Below are 15,079 nucleotides of genomic sequence, written 5' to 3' on the forward strand. Positions count from 1 at the left end.
ATCATGCTTTCACTATACCTCAACCAAGGCAAGGAAGCGACAGCAGTTCGCAACAAACCAAGTCTATTTGCGTCATCTTTTCCGCTGTGCGGCAGAAATCACAGAGGCTAATATCAACCGGCAGACATGGACTTTCATGGCGAATTCATGGATGGAGATGCGGCGCAGCCTGCTGCCCTCGGCAAAGATTGCGTGCCATCGCGCCATCGAGATCAATCCGTCCGTCCCAAGGAGCGCGATGCTTACTCTGGAAACCTCCCGGCTCGTACTCAGGCCTTGGCGGGATAGTGACCGCGCTCCTTTTGCAGCCGTAAACGCGGATGCGCAGGTTCGGCAATATTACTATCCGAGCCTGCTAACGGCCGCCGAGACGGATGAACTGATCGATGAAGCCAACGCGCAGCTGGCCACGGAGGGTTTTGGCTTCCTGGCCGTCGAGCGGAAAGCCGATGGCGCGCTGATTGGCGGCGCGGGTCTTTCACGCCCTGGGCCGGAAGTTCCGGGCGACTTTCCATTGGAGATCGGTTGGATTCTGGGGCATGCCTATTGGCGGCAGGGCTATGCGGCGGAAATCAGCCGATGTTGCCTGGATTTCGCGTGGCAAGAGCTGCACGCTGATTGCATGATCGGTTATACGTCAGCGATCAACACTCCCTCCCGCCGCGCAATGGAAAAGATCGGCATGATCCAAGTCGACGATGGCGATTTCGATGATATCACCGTGCCGCCAGGCAATATTCTGCGGCCGCACGTGCTCTATCGCATCGATCGCCCCAAACAAGAAATCCATGAATGAACAGGAGTAAGCCGCGACGAAAGCTTGCGGACTGGCAATCTTGGTTCTTGCCTTACCCGTGCTCTCGCGCGAAAATTTGCCATGAGCATACCCGCATCCCATCCCTTTGATTTCGATCCGACCTACGGCATGCAGCTTGCGCAATTGCAGGCGATAGAGATACCGGAGGCCCCAACGGGCTTCGACGATTTCTGGCAGCAGCGCTACAGGGCCGCCTTAGCCATCGATCCGCAACCCAGGCTTCGCCACAGCAAGCAGCGTCACGACAACTGGCACGTCTTCGATATCAGCTACATGTCGACAGGGTCGTTTCAGATCAACGGCTGGCTGCTCATTCCCCGCAGCGGACAGGTGCGGCGCGGCCTGGTCGTCGGACACGGATATGGCGGAAGAGACCAGCCGGAATTCGAGTGGCCGGTAGAAGAGACGGCTATCCTTTTTCCCTGTTGTCGGGGGCTCTCCCTCAGCGCCAGCCCGAAAATCCCACCGGATGCATCGGGCCATGTTCTTTGCGGTATCGAAAGCCGCGAGACCTATGTCATCGGCGGCTGCGCCGAAGACATCTGGCTCGCCGTCTCGACTTTGGAAACCCTCTATCCCTGGCTTGCCGGCCATATCGGCTATAGCGGCATCAGTTTCGGCGGTGGCATCGGCGCGCTGGCTATTCCTTTCGATGCGCGCATCAGGCGCGGCCACCTCATTGTCCCGACTTTCGGCCACCGGCAGTTATGGCTGACATTGCCGACCGTCGGCAGCGCCCAATCGGTTCAGGCCTATCAGGAAAAGCAGGGCAGCGTTCTCGAGACACTGCGGTTCTTCGATGCTGCGATCGCAGCGCGGCGCATTACTGTGCCGATGCTTGTCGCACCCGCGCTTTTCGATCCCGCCGTCGCACCACCCTGCCAGTTCTCTGTCGCAAATGCGCTGCAGAAATTTAACGAAACCTTCATCCTGGATGCCGGCCACTTCGATTATGCTGGCAGCGAACAGCAGAACGCAATTCTGCGAAAGAAAGTCGGGCAATTCTTCAAGGTGCTATGAACCGCGAATACCTGTGCTGGTACAGTCCTCGGCTGCATCGCGACATGGAGTTGCTGGTGTTCGGCCATGCCGGCGCCAAAGTATTGGTATTTCCCACCCGCGCCGGTCGCTTCTGGGAATATGAGCAGATCGGCATCGTCGCCAGCCTCGCGGACAAGCTGAATGCCGGACAGCTTCAGCTCTACTGCATCGAGGGACTGGCAGCTGAGACCTTCTACGGCTCCTATCGCCATCCGGCCGAGCGCATTCGCAGGCACAATGCTTTCGAGGAATATATTCTCAATGAAGTCCTGCCGCTGATGGCGCAGAAGAACAGGCATGAGTGTACCATTGTTCACGGCTGCAGCCTCGGCGCCTTCCAGGCCGCAAGCCTGGTTTTCCGTCACCCTCACCTCTTCCGCAAGCTGGTCGCCTTTTCCGGCCGCTACGATCTGACGATGAAGGTCGAATCCTTCACGGATCTGTTCGACGGCTATTACGACGATGATATCTATTTTCACACCCCGACGCATTTTCTGCCGGGACTTGCCTGCGAGTGGCGTTTGGACAGGTTGCGCCAGATCGATATCGTCATGACGATCGGGGAAGCCGATCCCTTCTTCGATAACAATCGCCATCTTAGCCGGCTGCTAGCCGACAAGCAGATTGATCATCGGCTGCATGTGTGGGGCGGACGCGCGCATCGCGCAGGCGCTTGGCGTCAAATGGCGCCGCTCTACATCTGACGAAGAAAGCGGGTTTTGGCCTTCACGCCAGTCCGGCCGGTATCGGCCGAAGCGCCTTGTGGGCGCCGTAATCGCGCTCGTGGGATTTGCGGTGTTGCCGCTCGGAGCTTGCGGAAAACTCGACCAGAATACGCTCCATCATACCATCCGGATAGGTTCCGGTGTCGTCCGTTTCAACTTCCGACTGGGCGGTAACGATCTTCATATTCATTTCTAGTCCTCCGGCTCTGCACGGAAACCCTTGATTCCAATATCTGTTCCATTAGTATTCCGGAAAATTGTTAAAAAATTAACTACGTCCGTTAATCAAATCGGGCGCCATGGCATCGAACTTGAATGGCTGGCCGGATTGGAACATTCTTGCAATCCTGACGTTCAATCTCTGATTTGATTGGGGGGCTTGATGTATCGATCCAAATCGCCCTGGGCGCGGTTCTTCTCGTTGCCGGCGAAGCAACTGATATCGATTTAGACTTCAACCTCGACGTTGAGGTCCGAAAGGATCTCGGCCGGGTTCGCATGCCTTCGATCAATCACTGTCCAATCGGCGGATAGACTGGAGCAGATCATGGCCATCATCATCACATCGATCATCCTCGCACTCATCGGTCTGGCGCTCGGTGGCGGCGGCCTTTGGCTAGTGCTGCTTGGCGGAAGTCCCTTTTATCTTCTAGCCGGCATCGCTTTCCTCCTAACGGCGATCCTGCTGTACATGCGCAAGGCGGCCGCACTCTGGCTCTACGCGATCTTCGTGCTGGCAGCACTTGGATGGGCGATATGGGAGGTCGGTTTCGACTGGTGGCAGCTCGGCCCGCGGGGCGGGTTGATCATTCTGATCGGTCTCTGGCTGTTGACGCCGTGGGTGCGGCGCCCGCTGGGCTTTCGCAGTCTGGACGGCGTTCATTACGGGGCCAATCCCTGGCCGCTTGCGATCCCCTTGATCGTCGCCATCCTCGCGGCCGTCTATTCGATGACGACAGATCCACACGATCTCTCCGGCGATCTGCCGACAACGATGGCTGCGAATGCCCCGATGGGCGGCGATGTGCCTGACGGTGAATGGCATCAGTATGGCAGAACCTCCTTCGGCCAGCGTTATTCGCCCCTCGATCAGATCAATGCGCAGAATGTCGCGAACCTCAAGGAAGCCTGGCGCTATCAGACCGGCGATGTGAAACGCCCCGACGACATTGGCGAGACGACCTATCAGGTGACGCCGCTGAAGATCGGCGACACGCTGTTCATCTGCACGCCGCATAGTCTGGCGATCGCCATCGGCGCGACGGACGGCAAGGAGAAATGGCGCTACGACGCCAATGCCGGGATGAATCACAACCGTCAGCATCAGACTTGCCGCGGCGTCTCCTATTACCATGACAAGGCAGTCGCCGCCGGAGCCCCTTGCGCCGACCGCGTCTACTTGCCGACCTCGGATGCTCGGTTGGTCGCGCTCGATGCCGCCAACGGTAAGGTATGCCCAAGCTTTGCCGATCAGGGCATCCTGCATCTTGAAACCGGCATGAAATACAATCCGGCCGGCTATTATTACTCGACATCGCCGCCCGTCATCGTCGCCGACAAGATCATCATCGGCGGTGCGGTCAACGACAACTACTCCACCCAGGAACAGTCCGGCGTCATCCGCGCCTTCGATGCCCGAACTGGTGCTTTGCTCTGGAACTGGGATTCGGGCAATCCCGACCAGACGGCGCCGCTGCCCGCCGGGCAGACCTATACGACCAACTCACCGAACAGCTGGTCGGTTTCCAGCGCCGACGAGGCGCTCGGCATGGTCTATGTTCCGCTTGGCAACCAGACGCCCGATCAGCTCGGCATGGGCCGCAGCGCCAATGTCGAACGCTTCTCCTCCTCGGTGGTCGCACTCGACATCAATACCGGGCAGCTCAAATGGGTCCAGCAATTCGCCCATCACGATCTCTGGGATATGGACGTGCCCGCCCAGCCCGTGCTCGTTGATCTGACGAAGGCCGATGGCAGCACGGTTCCCGCGCTGGTCGCCTCGACCAAGCAGGGCGATATCTACGTGCTCGATCGCCGCACCGGCGCGCCGATCATTCCCTTCAAGGAAATCCCCGCTCCAGGCGGCACCATTCCCGAGGATCATGCTTCGCCGACACAGCCGATCTCCGATCTGACATTCTCGCCGCCGCCGTTGCAGGAGAAGGATATGTGGGGCGTCTCGCTCTTCGATCAGCTCGCCTGCCGTATCGCCTTCCACCAACATCAGTATGAAGGTCGCTACACGCCGCCTTCGTTGCGCGGCTCCATCATTTTCCCCGGCAATTTCGGCACTTTCAATTGGGGTAGCGTCGCCGTCGATCCCGAACGGCAGATCATGTTCGGAATGCCGACTTATCTCGCCTTCACCTCGCGACTGGTGCCGCGCGCCGAAATCCCGCCGAAGGGAGCCGGTGACAAGGGCAGCGAACAGGGTCTGAATAGAAACGAGGGCTCCCCTTACGGCGTCTATATGGGGCCGTTCGTCAGTCCGCTTAGCATCCCCTGCCAGGCACCGCCCTGGGGCTATGTCGCGGGTGTCGATCTGAAGACCGGCAAGATCGCCTATAAGCACAAGAACGGCACTGTTCATGACATGACCCCGCTGCCCCTTCCTTTCAAGGTCGGCGTCCCCGGCATTGGCGGGCCAATCGTCACCAAGGGCGGCGTCGCTTTCCTGGGTGCGGCCGTGGACGATTATCTCAGGGCCTATGACGTGACGTCCGGCAAGCAGCTCTGGCAGGCGCGTCTGCCGGCGGGTGGCCAGGCAACGCCGATGACCTATACCGCCAGCGACAACAAGCAATATGTCGTCATGGTGGCTGGAGGGCATGGCTCGGTCGGGACGAAACCAGGCGACTATGTGATCGGTTATACACTGCCATGAATTGGTGACGGAGCGGCCAGGAAAGCCGCTCCCTTCTGCCCAGGCCCCGGCTTAGCTCTTGGAAGAGCTGAAGTTGCCCTTAATGCCTTCATCTCCGGCGTCCACGGGAGGCTCCCAGCCAAAGACGCTGCGGCCGCCATAGGAGAAGGAGCGGTCGAATTCGCCGGCTACGATCTCCTTGAGATCGGGGCCTGTCACGTAGCGCTCCAGCATTCTCGATTGGTCGTCCAGGCGCTTCAGCGCCGACAATTCCTCATCGCGACCGAGACGCCCCTTCCTCACGGCTGATTTCATCACGTTGATCGTCTCGTCATAGACCTTCAGCGGCACCGGAAAGGGGTGCCGGTCCTTGCCACCATGGGCAAGCGAGAAGCGCGCGGGGTCGGAGAAGCGGCAGGGTGCGCCGTGAACGACTTCGGCGACCATCGCCAAAGCCTTTACCGTGCGCGCACCGACGCCGGGCGTCAGAAGCAGTTCCTCGAAATCCACCGGACCACGATCGGCAGCCGCAGCGAGATTTCCGTGCAGGCGCCGCATGTTCACGTCCTCCTGACGCACATCGTGATGTGCCGGCATGACAAGATACGGCAGCATCGGCTGCGCCTCTTGTTTGCTGATTACTGGAACTTGTCCTTCCAGCGCGCTGAATTCACGAATGATTTTATCCGGCCCTAAGGAAGAAAGCAAATCCAGCTGGTCGTTGCGGGAGTGCCCGGCGCGCCGGTCCGCCAGATTGATGATCTCGCCCTGCTCGCGCCCTTCGATGGCTGCGTGCGGCGAATCCAGGAAGTTCGCCAAACCCTCCGATAGCCAATGATATCGCCGCGCCTGCCGCCGCTCGTCGTTCATGCCCTGCTGGATGACGACCCACTTGCCGTCATCAGCGACGATGAAGCCATGCAGATAGAGGTCGAAGCCATCCTGCACGGCTGCACTGTCCACCTTCGCGATCAGCCGGCTTTTCATGGCAAGGGATGCGCCGTCGATGCCGACGCGATCACCGATATGGATGAGCTCGTCCGGCGTTTTGCGCGAATGCGCGCCGCGGCCCCCGCAGACATGGATGCCAAGCTCGCCGGAAAGCGGCGTCAGCCCCCGTTTCAGAGCGCCAAGTACGCTTGTGGTGATGCCTGAGGAATGCCAATCCATCCCCATGACAGCGCCAAAGGACTGGAACCAGAAGGGATTAGCGAGACGGCGAAAAAGCTCGTCGCGCCCATAATGCTGCACGATTGCCTCGGTGATGACGGCACCCAGGCGCGTCATACGGTCCCCAAGCCAGCGCGGTACCCGGCCGCCATGCAAGGGAAGATCAGCTTTGCCAGCTCTCTGTGCCAAATCCACGACTCTCGTTCTTCATCGCGGCATTGTAGTCGCGGTAGCCGAGATATGCCATTCGCGAGACGTAGCGATCAGCCGAGGCCGTACATGTTGGATTGTGATGAGACTAAGCCAATACCGGTGTTGGCGCAAAATCCTGCATTGCCCCCAAAAAAGGCTTTGGCAATGGGGAGGCGTAGGAACTGCGCTTGCTGGTGGATAGGCCCAGGGACACCAAAGCTTCAGCCTGCTTGATTGCTGCGGCGACACCATCCACGACCGGGACGCCGTAGATCGACTGCAGTTCTCTTGCGAGATCGGTCATCCCGGCGCAGCCGAGGACGATGGCTTCCGCTCCGTCTTCGGCAAGCGCGCGCTCGATTTCCGCCCGAAGCTTTCCGATTGCGCCGGAAAGTGGGTCCTCAAGCTCGAGAACGGGAATGTCCGACGCGCGAACCCTGGCGCGACCGCCCATGCCGTAGCGCTGGACAAGATTGTCGATGAGGATGCGAGAGCGCTCGAGCGTCGTAACGACGCTGAAGCGCTGTGCCAGGAAGCCGGCCGTCGCGACAGCCGATTCACAAAGGCCGACGACCGGGACGTCGCAGAACATGCGGGCGGCTTCCAGGCCGGTATCGTCAAAGCAGCAGATGATCGCGGCGTCATAACCCGTTGCCTGCCTCTCCTTCAGTTCGCGCAGCATGCCGGGCACGGCTATCGCTCCGTCGTAATAGCCCTCGATCGAAGCCGGCCCCATCTGCGAGGTGGCGGCGATGATCTCCGTGCCGGGACCTGCCACGGCTCGTGCGGCTATTGCGGCCTTTTCCGTCATGGAAGCGGTCGTATTCGGATTGATGAGCAGCAGGCGCATGATCTCAACTTTTCTTGGCTTGACGGCGGCCGAGCATGGTCATGACTGCAAGCGCCAGCAGGATGATAGTGAAGGAGAAGAGCGTCGTCACGGTTCCGAGCGCATAGAGCACCGGCGTCGTGACATTCGTCGTCATGCCGTAAATTTCGAGCGGCAGGGTATTGTAGGTACCCGACGTCATCAGGGTGCGGGCAAATTCGTCATAGGACAGCGTGAAGCCGAACAGGCCAACGCCGATCAGGCTCGGCGCGATCATCGGCAGCACGACATGGCGGAAGGTCTGCCAGGAATTGGCGCCAAGATCGCGTGCGGCCTCCTCATAGGCCGGCGAAAACCGGTTGAAGACGGCAAACATGATGAGCACACCGAAAGGAAGGGTCCAGGTCAGATGTGCGCCGAAGGCCGACGAATACCAGGCCGGCGCAATGCCGCCCTGCTGGAAGACGACGCCAATCCCGAGCGAAATGATGATGGATGGCACCACGAGGCTCGCAACAGTGGCATAGAACAGAAACGTCGAGCCACGGAAGCGGCGGCGAAAGGCAAGGCCAGCCAACAGCGACACGACGACGGTCACGATCATAACCATCACGCCGAGAATCAAGGAGCGCTGGAAGGAGGCACCGAAATCGCCAACCGCCTGTTTCTCGAAGAGGTTGGCGAACCAGTGCAGCGAGACGCCGTTCAAGGGAAATGTCAGGCCGCCGTCCGGTCCTTGAAAGGACAGGATGATGACCGCCGAAAGCGGGCCGTAGAGGAACAGCACGAAAATCGTGAAGAAAATCGCCAGAACGTAGAATTCCAGGCTGCGCTTTTCGTGGTTCATCTCAGAGCTCCTTGCGGATATCGACGATGCGCAGGATGGCGGCGACCATCAGCAGCACGACGATCAACAACACCACGGCATTGGCGGCCGCAGCCGGATATTGCAGCAGCGACATCTGGTTCTTCATCATCAGGGCTATGGAGGCGCTCTGGCCACCTGACATCACCTGCACGGTGGAAAAATCCGCCATGACGAGGGTGACGACGAAGATGCTGCCGATCGCCATTCCGGGCTTGGCAAGCGGGATCACCACGTTCCACAGCACCTGCCAGCCACTGGCGCCGGCATCACGCGCTGCCTCGAACAGCGAGCGGTCGATGCGCATCAGCGTGTTGAAGATCGGCGTCACCATGAAGAGTGTGTAGAGGTGCACCATGGCGAGCACCACGGCAAAATCGGAATAGAGCAACCATTCGACCGGCTGCGGGATCAGGCCCATGTCGATCAGGGCGGAATTGACCAGCCCGTTGCGGCCGAGCACCGGAATCCACGAGATCATGCGGATGATATTCGAGGTCATGAATGGCACGGTGCAGACGAGAAAGAGGATCATCTGCGTCGACGTACGACGGATGTGAAAGGCGAGGAAATAGGCGACCCAGAAGCCGATGAACAAGGTCAGCATCCAGACAATCGCGGTGAATTTCAGCGTGTTGAGATAGGTCTTCCACGTCACCCAAGAGCCGAGCGTATCGGTGTAGTTGGTGGTGAGGAAGGCAGGATAGATGTTGGCGAAATCATAGTCCCAGAAGCTGACGACGCCGATCATGGCGATGGGCAGCAGAAAGAAGAAGCCGAGGATGAGGAAGAGCGGCGTGGCCTGCAGATAGGCGACTGCCCAGGCGGGCACGGCAAATCGGTGTCCGGTTTTCGGTGTTGCCTCTGCTGTGTGAGAGGAAGCGATCGTCGCCATGGTTCGGCTCTCCATTTGGGGATGCCTCCCCCGCAATCGCGGGAGAGGCGACAGGAAATATCGGCTCAGGCGGCGATGAATTCGTTCCAGCGGCGAACCATGTAGCGGTCCTCGTCCATGACCGAATTCCAGCAGGCGACGGCACCCATGCGGGCCTCGAAGGAACCACCGTCGCGAACGGCGCCGGCCTTCTCCATGACCTTGCCTTCCGGAGACAAGATGTCGCCCTGCGCCGGCTTGCCTTCGATCCAGTAGCCCCACTCGTCGGCCGACATGAACTGCTTGGCCGTTTCCATGCAAGCCGAATAATAGCCCTGGCGGTTAAGGTAACCGCCGACCCAGCCGGAGGTGTACCAGTTGATGTACTCGTAGGCGGCGTCGAGTTCGGCACCCTTGAGATGCGAGGCAAGGCCAAGGCCGCCGCCCCAGGCGCGGTAACCTTCCTTGAGCGGCTGGAAGGTGCAGGCGATGCCCTTGGAGCGGACGGCGGCTACAGCCGGCGACCACATGGACTGGATGACGACTTCACCCGACGCCATCAGGTTGACGCTTTCGTCGAAGGACTTCCAGAAGGCACGGAACTGGCCGTCACCCTTGGTCTTGATCAGGAACTCGATCGTCTTGTCGATTTCCGCCTTCGTCATGTTGCCCTTGTCGGCATATTTGATCTTGCCGGCGGCTTCCATGATCATCGCGGCATCCATGATGCCGATCGACGGGATGTTGAGGATCGCCGTCTTGCCCTTGAAGGCCGGATCGAGAATGTCGGCCCAGCTGTTGATCGGACGCCCCGTGAGATCGGGACGAATGCCGAGCGTATCGGCATTGTAGATCGTCGGAACCATCGTCATCCATTGCGTCGGCTCCTTGGCGAATTTCTTCGAGCCCTGCCCTTCGACAAAGCCCACCGTGTGCGGCGCCGTGCCCTGTGCGATGACGCTGTCGGGCTTCAGCTTGCCGTTGATGAAGAGCGGCACGATCTTGTCGTAATATTTAAGCTTCTTCACATCCATCGGCTGCAGCACGCCGGCCGGGAATACCTTCTTGGCGATCCAGTATTCGATGTCGGCGATATCGTAGCTGTTGGGCTGAGTGACGGCGCGCTGGGCGGCAGCGTCTGAATCGGTTGCGGTCATTTCCAGTGTAATACCGAGATCGGCCTTGCACTTCTCGGCGATCGCATTGATGTTCGAAACGCCGGTGCCGAACTGGCGCAGCGTGATGTTGGTTTTGGCCCAGATGGTCGGGAAGCCGGTGATGACACCGGAGCCGGCCATGGCGCCGAAAGCGGCGGCGCCGGTCTTCAGCAGCGAGCGGCGGGAAATGCCTTTCGCGGTCTTGGTAGTCTTGGTTTCAGTCGTCATGTCAGTTCCCCTTTTTTGATGCTTGAGATTTTCATGCGGACATACGGCCAAGAAGGATTGCATCCTCCTGAGCCCAACTCAGCGAGACGGTGTCGCCGACCGCCATGGATCTGGCGGCGTCATCGTCGTTGCTTGCGATCACGGTGAAATCGTCGCTGCCGGCACCGATGACGGTGATCTTCAGCGTCGCGCCGCGATATTCGATGTTGGAGACCACGCCGTTGAAGCCGAGGCCCTTGTCCTCAGACTGAGACAGACGGACACGATCGGTCCGCACGGCGATGTCGACGGACTCTCCGACTTGGCGGCTTGTTCCCTTTACCGAAAAGCCCTGCCCTTCCGGCACGGACATGGTGATCACGCCGCCCTCGTTCGATGTTACCCGGCCGGACAGGACATTGTGGTCACCCATGAAGCGGGCAACGAAAGCGGTAGCGGGGCGTTCGAAGACCTCGCGCGGCGAGCCGGCCTGCTCGATCCGACCGTCATTCATGATGACCATGATATCGGCCAGCGCCATCGCCTCTTCCTGACTGTGCGTGACATGGACGAAGGTGATGCCGAGTGATTTCTGCAGCTTCTTGAGCTCGGCGCGCATGCGGATCTTCAGGAACGGATCGAGCGCCGATAGCGGCTCGTCCAGCAGCAGCGCTTCCGGATCGGTGATCAAGGCGCGGGCAAGCGCAACACGCTGCTGCTGGCCGCCCGAAAGCTGTGCCGGACGGCGGGTCGCATAGGCCTCCATCTGCATGAGCTTCAGCATGTCGAGCGCCTTGGCGCGGCGCTCATCCTTGTCGACACCTTTCATCTTCAGGCTGAAGGCGACATTGTCGATAAGATCGAGATGAGGAAACAGCGCATAGGACTGGAACATCATCGCCGTGCCGCGCCGTGCGGGCGGAAAATCCGTGACGACGGTATTTCCGAGCCTGATGTCGCCCGAGGAAATGCCCTCATGGCCTGCGATCATGCGCAGCGTCGAGGTCTTGCCGCAACCGGAAGGACCGAGGAAGCAGCAATAGGAGCCTGCTGGTATCTTCAGGCTGATCGCATGGACAGCCGTGGTCGTGCCATAGACCTTCGAAACGGACACTATATCGATCTCTGCCGCTTTCGACATCATCTTCCCCTTTGGTTTGGGAAAGACACTGCATCAATCGTGCCAGTTTTGCTGCGGCGCACTAACCTACTGTAATTTCTATAGTTTCCATCAGTCGAAAAATTTTGCCTCTTGATAGGCAATTGTGAATTTGCACAGGAAATAGGCTATTGTGCGCGATTTATGCAAATTATTGTATACACTTTAGCGCAATCTTTGCATCAGATTTCGTTTAACTTCGGCGTGAAACCAAGCTATCATCGCAGCCAATTATTCAGGCAAACAATTATGAACCCTTCAGCAGATGGGCTTTTGGCGCCCAGCGACTCTACCGACAGCGGTGCACAACAGATCCGCGACGCCATTCGCGACGCGATCGTCGAGCGTAGGCTTGCGCCGGGCACGAAACTGTCCGAGGGCGATGTTGGCGGCCTGTTCAACGTCAGCCGAACTCTGGCGCGCGCCGCCCTACAGGCTCTTTCTTACGAGGGACTCGTCAGCGTCGAAAAGAACCGGGGCGCTTTCGTCGCCTACCCATCGCCCGAGGAAGCCCGACAGATTTTCGCCGCGCGCCGCCTGGTCGAACCGGGCATACTGCGATCGGCAGCCGAACATATCACCGCGGCTCAGCTCAATCACCTCCGGCAGCTTCTCGTCGAAGAAGGCCGCCTGATGGGCGAACGCGGCCAGTCAGCGCGGCGAGCTGAAATCAAGGCTTCGGGCGATTTCCACCTGATGCTGGCGTCGATATCGGGCAATCTTATCATGCAGCGCTTCATGGAAGAGCTCGTCGCCCGCTCGTCACTGGTGATCGCACTCTACGGTCAATCAAGCGCCTCCAGTTGCGGCCATTCCGAGCACGGCGACATCATCACCGCGCTGGAGCGCAAGGACGTCGACACTGCCTGTCACCTGATGCTTCATCATATCGCACACATCGAGGCCGATCTCGACCTGCGCGAGCGCAAAAGCTTCGGCCTGAAAGAAGCGTTCGAGCGGTGAGACAGCCGCCATGCGGGCAGCTCCCGCGCAGGCCGGCGGCCATTGATTCAAGGAGAAAAAATTGAGCACGATCGAAACCCTCTTTACCCGGGCCAAGCTTGCCGATGGCTCGCTCAAGGATATTGGCGTCACGGATGGGCGGATCGTTTCGATCACGGGGACTGGAGCGTCGGTTTCTGCCTCCGAGCCTATCGATCTCGAAGGCGCCCTGGTGGTGCCGGGTTTTGTCGAAGGGCATATTCATCTCGACACCAGCTTCTACGGTGACGCCTGGATATCGCACAAGCCCTGCACCAATGGCTTCGACGTCCACGAGCGTGTCGCCTTCCAGGCGCAAAACATGGCGCAGGCGGCACCAATGGACGAAAGAGCCAGAAACCAGCTGGAACTCTGCATCGCCAATGGCAGCACGCATATGCGCAGCCATGTGATGGTGGATGGCTCCGTCGGGCTGAGATCGCTCGAGACCGTTCTTGCCGTGCGCGAGGAATACCGCGACCTGATCGACATCCAGCTCGTCGCCTTTCCGCAAAGCGGTATCCTGAAGAGCCCCGGCACGCCTGAGCTTTTGGACGAGGCGATCGCCATGGGCGCAAATCTCGTCGGAGGGCTCGATCCGGCGAGCTTCGACCGGGATATTGAAAAGCACCTCGACGTGGTTTTCGGAGTCGCCGAGAAGCATGGCGTCGATGTCGACATCCATCTTCATGAAGGCGGCACGCTCGGCCTCTTCACCATCGAGCAGATCTGCGCCCGCACGCGCGGTCTATCCATGGGTGGGCACGTCACGATCAGCCACGCTTACGGACTTGGCGATCTTTCGATCGAAGCGGTAACGCGCGCTGCGGCACTCATCGCCGAGAGCGGTGTTTCCATCATGACGAATGCACCTGGCGCCCATTCCTTCCCGCCAGTCGCCCTACTTCGTACCGCTGGCGTTACCGTCTTCAGCGGCAGCGATAATATTCGCGATTCCTGGTGGCCCTATGGCGATGGCGACATGCTGGGCCGCGCGATGATGATCGGCTATCGGTCCGGCTTCTATACGGACGACGAATTGAAGGTCGCCTTCGATGTCGTGACCGAGAGCGGCGCCAAAGCTCTGCGCGTGGAAGACTACGGCCTGCAGATCGGCGCAAAAGCCGATTTCGTTACCCTGAAGGCGGAGCATATTCCCGAGGCGGTCGTTGCCGTGCCGAAAGGACGCGCGGTCTACAAGGCGGGCAAGCTCGTCGCTAAAGATGGGGTCGTCCTGCGGCACTGATCAAGCACCAGGCCTACGAACCTGCAAGCCTGCTAGCGCTTCAACTCTCGCTCGAATTTTTCGATCTGCTGCAGAACCCATGGATCGTCGGCGGAATGTTGGATCGTTTCCTGTTCCGGCCGCCGCTTGCGGCGTATCCAATCGATGAAGGCGCGAAGCAGCCGCATATGAGTATCCGAGGTTTTTCAGTATCTGCGAGGCCCGGCGACCAGGCTCGAAAACCAATGGAAGCCGGGCCTCGACGACCGCAAGGCGTTGCGGTGATTGCCTTTTTGCCCGCGCGAAAATGAACGCTAGCTGAACATATTGCACGGCACGATAGTTTCCTCCCATCTTTGCAGCCAGTGGGGGAGAGCATGCAAACCAATCTCATTTCAGGAATGAAGAGCTTTTTTACTTGAGCGTACCGCTATCGGCAAAACTGACCTAGCCGGAAGGGAAGACGACCGTTAGACAATGCCGCGTCGCTTCCGATTTCCCCGGAGCGGCACAAGCTTAGCCTCGCCTGTGCGGGGCTTTTTTCTTTTCGGCCTATGCTTTTCTGCGCCGCGGCTCGCCGCCCGGTGCATAAATCGTGTCTTGCTCGAAAGGAAACACCGAGCCGCACCGGCATCGGACCATATGCTTGCGCGGATCGGTCGATGGCCTCTCTGTGGAAAAGCCGCGCGGCATCTCGTCTATCTTGAAATCGCGGCTCAACGCCCGACGATCGTCGGTTTCGGACACTTCGGCAAAGCCGGTGTGGTCGCATTTCGCGCATTCCAGCTTCCGTGAATATCGATCTCTTGCGGCCATTCTCTTCCAGCCCGGGACTCACAACACGTTTCTTCTATCAGCGCTGTCGGCGCTCTTGAAGGCCGCAAACAACCTTCGTTGCTGCTCGCTTCGCGCCCTTAAAAATTTAAGGGCCGGAAAAATGCCCATGCCAAGAAAAAGAGATTGACCTGATGGCA

15 protein-coding genes are annotated in these 15,079 nt (G+C 59.3%); 6 read left to right on the forward strand and 9 right to left on the reverse strand.

The features are described from left to right. Window positions 1-157 precede the first annotated feature (157 nt). The 3 genes from GA0061103_RS00160 (at window position 158) to GA0061103_RS00170 (ending at window position 2,562) form a co-directional block, all read left to right on the forward strand. Complete coding sequence (locus GA0061103_RS00160; protein WP_245304614.1) at window positions 158-796, forward strand: GNAT family N-acetyltransferase; 639 nt, start codon at window positions 158-160, stop codon at window positions 794-796. Between the two features lie 81 nt (window positions 797-877). After that, a complete protein-coding gene (locus GA0061103_RS00165; RefSeq protein ID WP_092705970.1) occupies window positions 878-1,837 on the forward strand; it encodes an acetylxylan esterase in 960 nt (319 codons plus the stop codon). Then, on the forward strand, window positions 1,834-2,562 hold the full coding sequence (locus tag GA0061103_RS00170; RefSeq protein WP_092705972.1) for an esterase family protein: 729 nt from the start codon (window positions 1,834-1,836) through the stop codon (window positions 2,560-2,562). The genes GA0061103_RS00165 and GA0061103_RS00170 overlap by 4 nt, the downstream gene beginning before the upstream one ends. 22 nt (window positions 2,563-2,584) lie before the next feature. On the opposite strand, the gene GA0061103_RS00175 is transcribed toward GA0061103_RS00170, so the two are convergent. Further along, a complete protein-coding gene (locus tag GA0061103_RS00175) occupies window positions 2,585-2,773 on the reverse strand; it encodes a hypothetical protein (RefSeq protein WP_092705974.1) in 189 nt (62 codons plus the stop codon). Window positions 2,774-3,130: 357 nt separating this feature from the next. Here GA0061103_RS00175 and GA0061103_RS00180 point away from each other — a divergent pair, with 357 nt between their 5' ends. Then, the gene (locus GA0061103_RS00180; RefSeq protein ID WP_092705976.1) at window positions 3,131-5,467 is read left to right on the forward strand and encodes a glucose/quinate/shikimate family membrane-bound PQQ-dependent dehydrogenase; all 2,337 of its coding nucleotides are present in this window, start codon (window positions 3,131-3,133) and stop codon (window positions 5,465-5,467) included. A 51-nt stretch (window positions 5,468-5,518) separates the two neighbouring features. Here GA0061103_RS00180 and GA0061103_RS00185 read toward each other — a convergent pair whose 3' ends face one another. From GA0061103_RS00185 to GA0061103_RS00210, 6 genes are all read right to left on the reverse strand, one after another. Then, window positions 5,519-6,805 (reverse strand): DUF763 domain-containing protein, encoded by a 1,287-nt coding sequence (locus tag GA0061103_RS00185; RefSeq protein ID WP_092708421.1) that lies wholly within the window; start codon window positions 6,803-6,805, stop codon window positions 5,519-5,521. Between the two features lie 109 nt (window positions 6,806-6,914). After that, the gene (locus GA0061103_RS00190) at window positions 6,915-7,658 is read right to left on the reverse strand and encodes an aspartate/glutamate racemase family protein (protein WP_092705978.1); all 744 of its coding nucleotides are present in this window, start codon (window positions 7,656-7,658) and stop codon (window positions 6,915-6,917) included. A gap of 4 nt (window positions 7,659-7,662) precedes the next feature. After that, on the reverse strand, window positions 7,663-8,484 hold the full coding sequence (locus tag GA0061103_RS00195) for an ABC transporter permease (protein WP_092705980.1): 822 nt from the start codon (window positions 8,482-8,484) through the stop codon (window positions 7,663-7,665). Window position 8,485: 1 nt separating this feature from the next. Then, entirely contained in the window at window positions 8,486-9,397 is a 912-nt protein-coding gene (locus GA0061103_RS00200) for an ABC transporter permease (RefSeq protein ID WP_092705982.1), read from the reverse strand. A 65-nt stretch (window positions 9,398-9,462) separates the two neighbouring features. Continuing rightward, window positions 9,463-10,761 carry an ABC transporter substrate-binding protein gene (locus GA0061103_RS00205; protein ID WP_092705984.1) on the reverse strand — a complete coding sequence of 433 codons (1,299 nt, stop codon included), beginning with the start codon at window positions 10,759-10,761 and terminating at the stop codon, window positions 9,463-9,465. Between the two features lie 31 nt (window positions 10,762-10,792). Continuing rightward, window positions 10,793-11,881: an ABC transporter ATP-binding protein gene (locus GA0061103_RS00210; RefSeq protein ID WP_092708423.1), complete on the reverse strand. Its 1,089-nt coding sequence runs from the start codon at window positions 11,879-11,881 to the stop codon at window positions 10,793-10,795. A 267-nt stretch (window positions 11,882-12,148) separates the two neighbouring features. On the opposite strand from GA0061103_RS00210, the gene GA0061103_RS00215 reads away from it, so the two are divergent. Both GA0061103_RS00215 and GA0061103_RS00220 read left to right on the forward strand, forming a co-directional pair. Further along, on the forward strand, window positions 12,149-12,862 hold the full coding sequence (locus tag GA0061103_RS00215) for a GntR family transcriptional regulator (protein ID WP_092705986.1): 714 nt from the start codon (window positions 12,149-12,151) through the stop codon (window positions 12,860-12,862). A 61-nt stretch (window positions 12,863-12,923) separates the two neighbouring features. Beyond that, window positions 12,924-14,126 (forward strand): amidohydrolase family protein, encoded by a 1,203-nt coding sequence (locus tag GA0061103_RS00220; protein ID WP_092705988.1) that lies wholly within the window; start codon window positions 12,924-12,926, stop codon window positions 14,124-14,126. A 32-nt stretch (window positions 14,127-14,158) separates the two neighbouring features. On the opposite strand, the gene GA0061103_RS35535 is transcribed toward GA0061103_RS00220, so the two are convergent. Further along, window positions 14,159-14,293, reverse strand: a complete 135-nt coding sequence (locus tag GA0061103_RS35535) for a hypothetical protein (protein WP_274538728.1) — start codon at window positions 14,291-14,293, stop codon at window positions 14,159-14,161. Window positions 14,294-14,657: 364 nt separating this feature from the next. After that, window positions 14,658-14,921 carry a hypothetical protein gene (locus GA0061103_RS35265; protein WP_092705990.1) on the reverse strand — a complete coding sequence of 88 codons (264 nt, stop codon included), beginning with the start codon at window positions 14,919-14,921 and terminating at the stop codon, window positions 14,658-14,660. Window positions 14,922-15,079 lie beyond the last annotated feature (158 nt).

Source organism: Martinezella multihospitum (assembly GCF_900094585.1).
Classification (GTDB): domain Bacteria; phylum Pseudomonadota; class Alphaproteobacteria; order Rhizobiales; family Rhizobiaceae; genus Rhizobium; species Rhizobium multihospitium.

What these genes read in the sequence shown, in the direction of transcription:
- GA0061103_RS00200 (WP_092705982.1), bottom strand. Translation starts at nt 9,397, where the DNA reads ATGGCGACGATCGCTTCCTCTCACACAGCAGAGGCAACACCGAAAACC.
- GA0061103_RS00175 (WP_092705974.1), bottom strand. Translation starts at nt 2,773, where the DNA reads ATGAATATGAAGATCGTTACCGCCCAGTCGGAAGTTGAAACGGACGAC.
- GA0061103_RS00195 (WP_092705980.1), bottom strand. Translation starts at nt 8,484, where the DNA reads ATGAACCACGAAAAGCGCAGCCTGGAATTCTACGTTCTGGCGATTTTC.
- GA0061103_RS00165 (WP_092705970.1), top strand. Translation starts at nt 878, where the DNA reads ATGAGCATACCCGCATCCCATCCCTTTGATTTCGATCCGACCTACGGC.
- GA0061103_RS00160 (WP_245304614.1), top strand. Translation starts at nt 158, where the DNA reads ATGCGGCGCAGCCTGCTGCCCTCGGCAAAGATTGCGTGCCATCGCGCC.
- GA0061103_RS00170 (WP_092705972.1), top strand. Translation starts at nt 1,834, where the DNA reads ATGAACCGCGAATACCTGTGCTGGTACAGTCCTCGGCTGCATCGCGAC.
- GA0061103_RS00215 (WP_092705986.1), top strand. Translation starts at nt 12,149, where the DNA reads ATGAACCCTTCAGCAGATGGGCTTTTGGCGCCCAGCGACTCTACCGAC.
- GA0061103_RS35535 (WP_274538728.1), bottom strand. Translation starts at nt 14,293, where the DNA reads ATGCGGCTGCTTCGCGCCTTCATCGATTGGATACGCCGCAAGCGGCGG.
- GA0061103_RS00205 (WP_092705984.1), bottom strand. Translation starts at nt 10,761, where the DNA reads ATGACGACTGAAACCAAGACTACCAAGACCGCGAAAGGCATTTCCCGC.
- GA0061103_RS00210 (WP_092708423.1), bottom strand. Translation starts at nt 11,881, where the DNA reads ATGTCGAAAGCGGCAGAGATCGATATAGTGTCCGTTTCGAAGGTCTAT.
- GA0061103_RS00180 (WP_092705976.1), top strand. Translation starts at nt 3,131, where the DNA reads ATGGCCATCATCATCACATCGATCATCCTCGCACTCATCGGTCTGGCG.
- GA0061103_RS00190 (WP_092705978.1), bottom strand. Translation starts at nt 7,658, where the DNA reads ATGCGCCTGCTGCTCATCAATCCGAATACGACCGCTTCCATGACGGAA.
- GA0061103_RS35265 (WP_092705990.1), bottom strand. Translation starts at nt 14,921, where the DNA reads ATGGCCGCAAGAGATCGATATTCACGGAAGCTGGAATGCGCGAAATGC.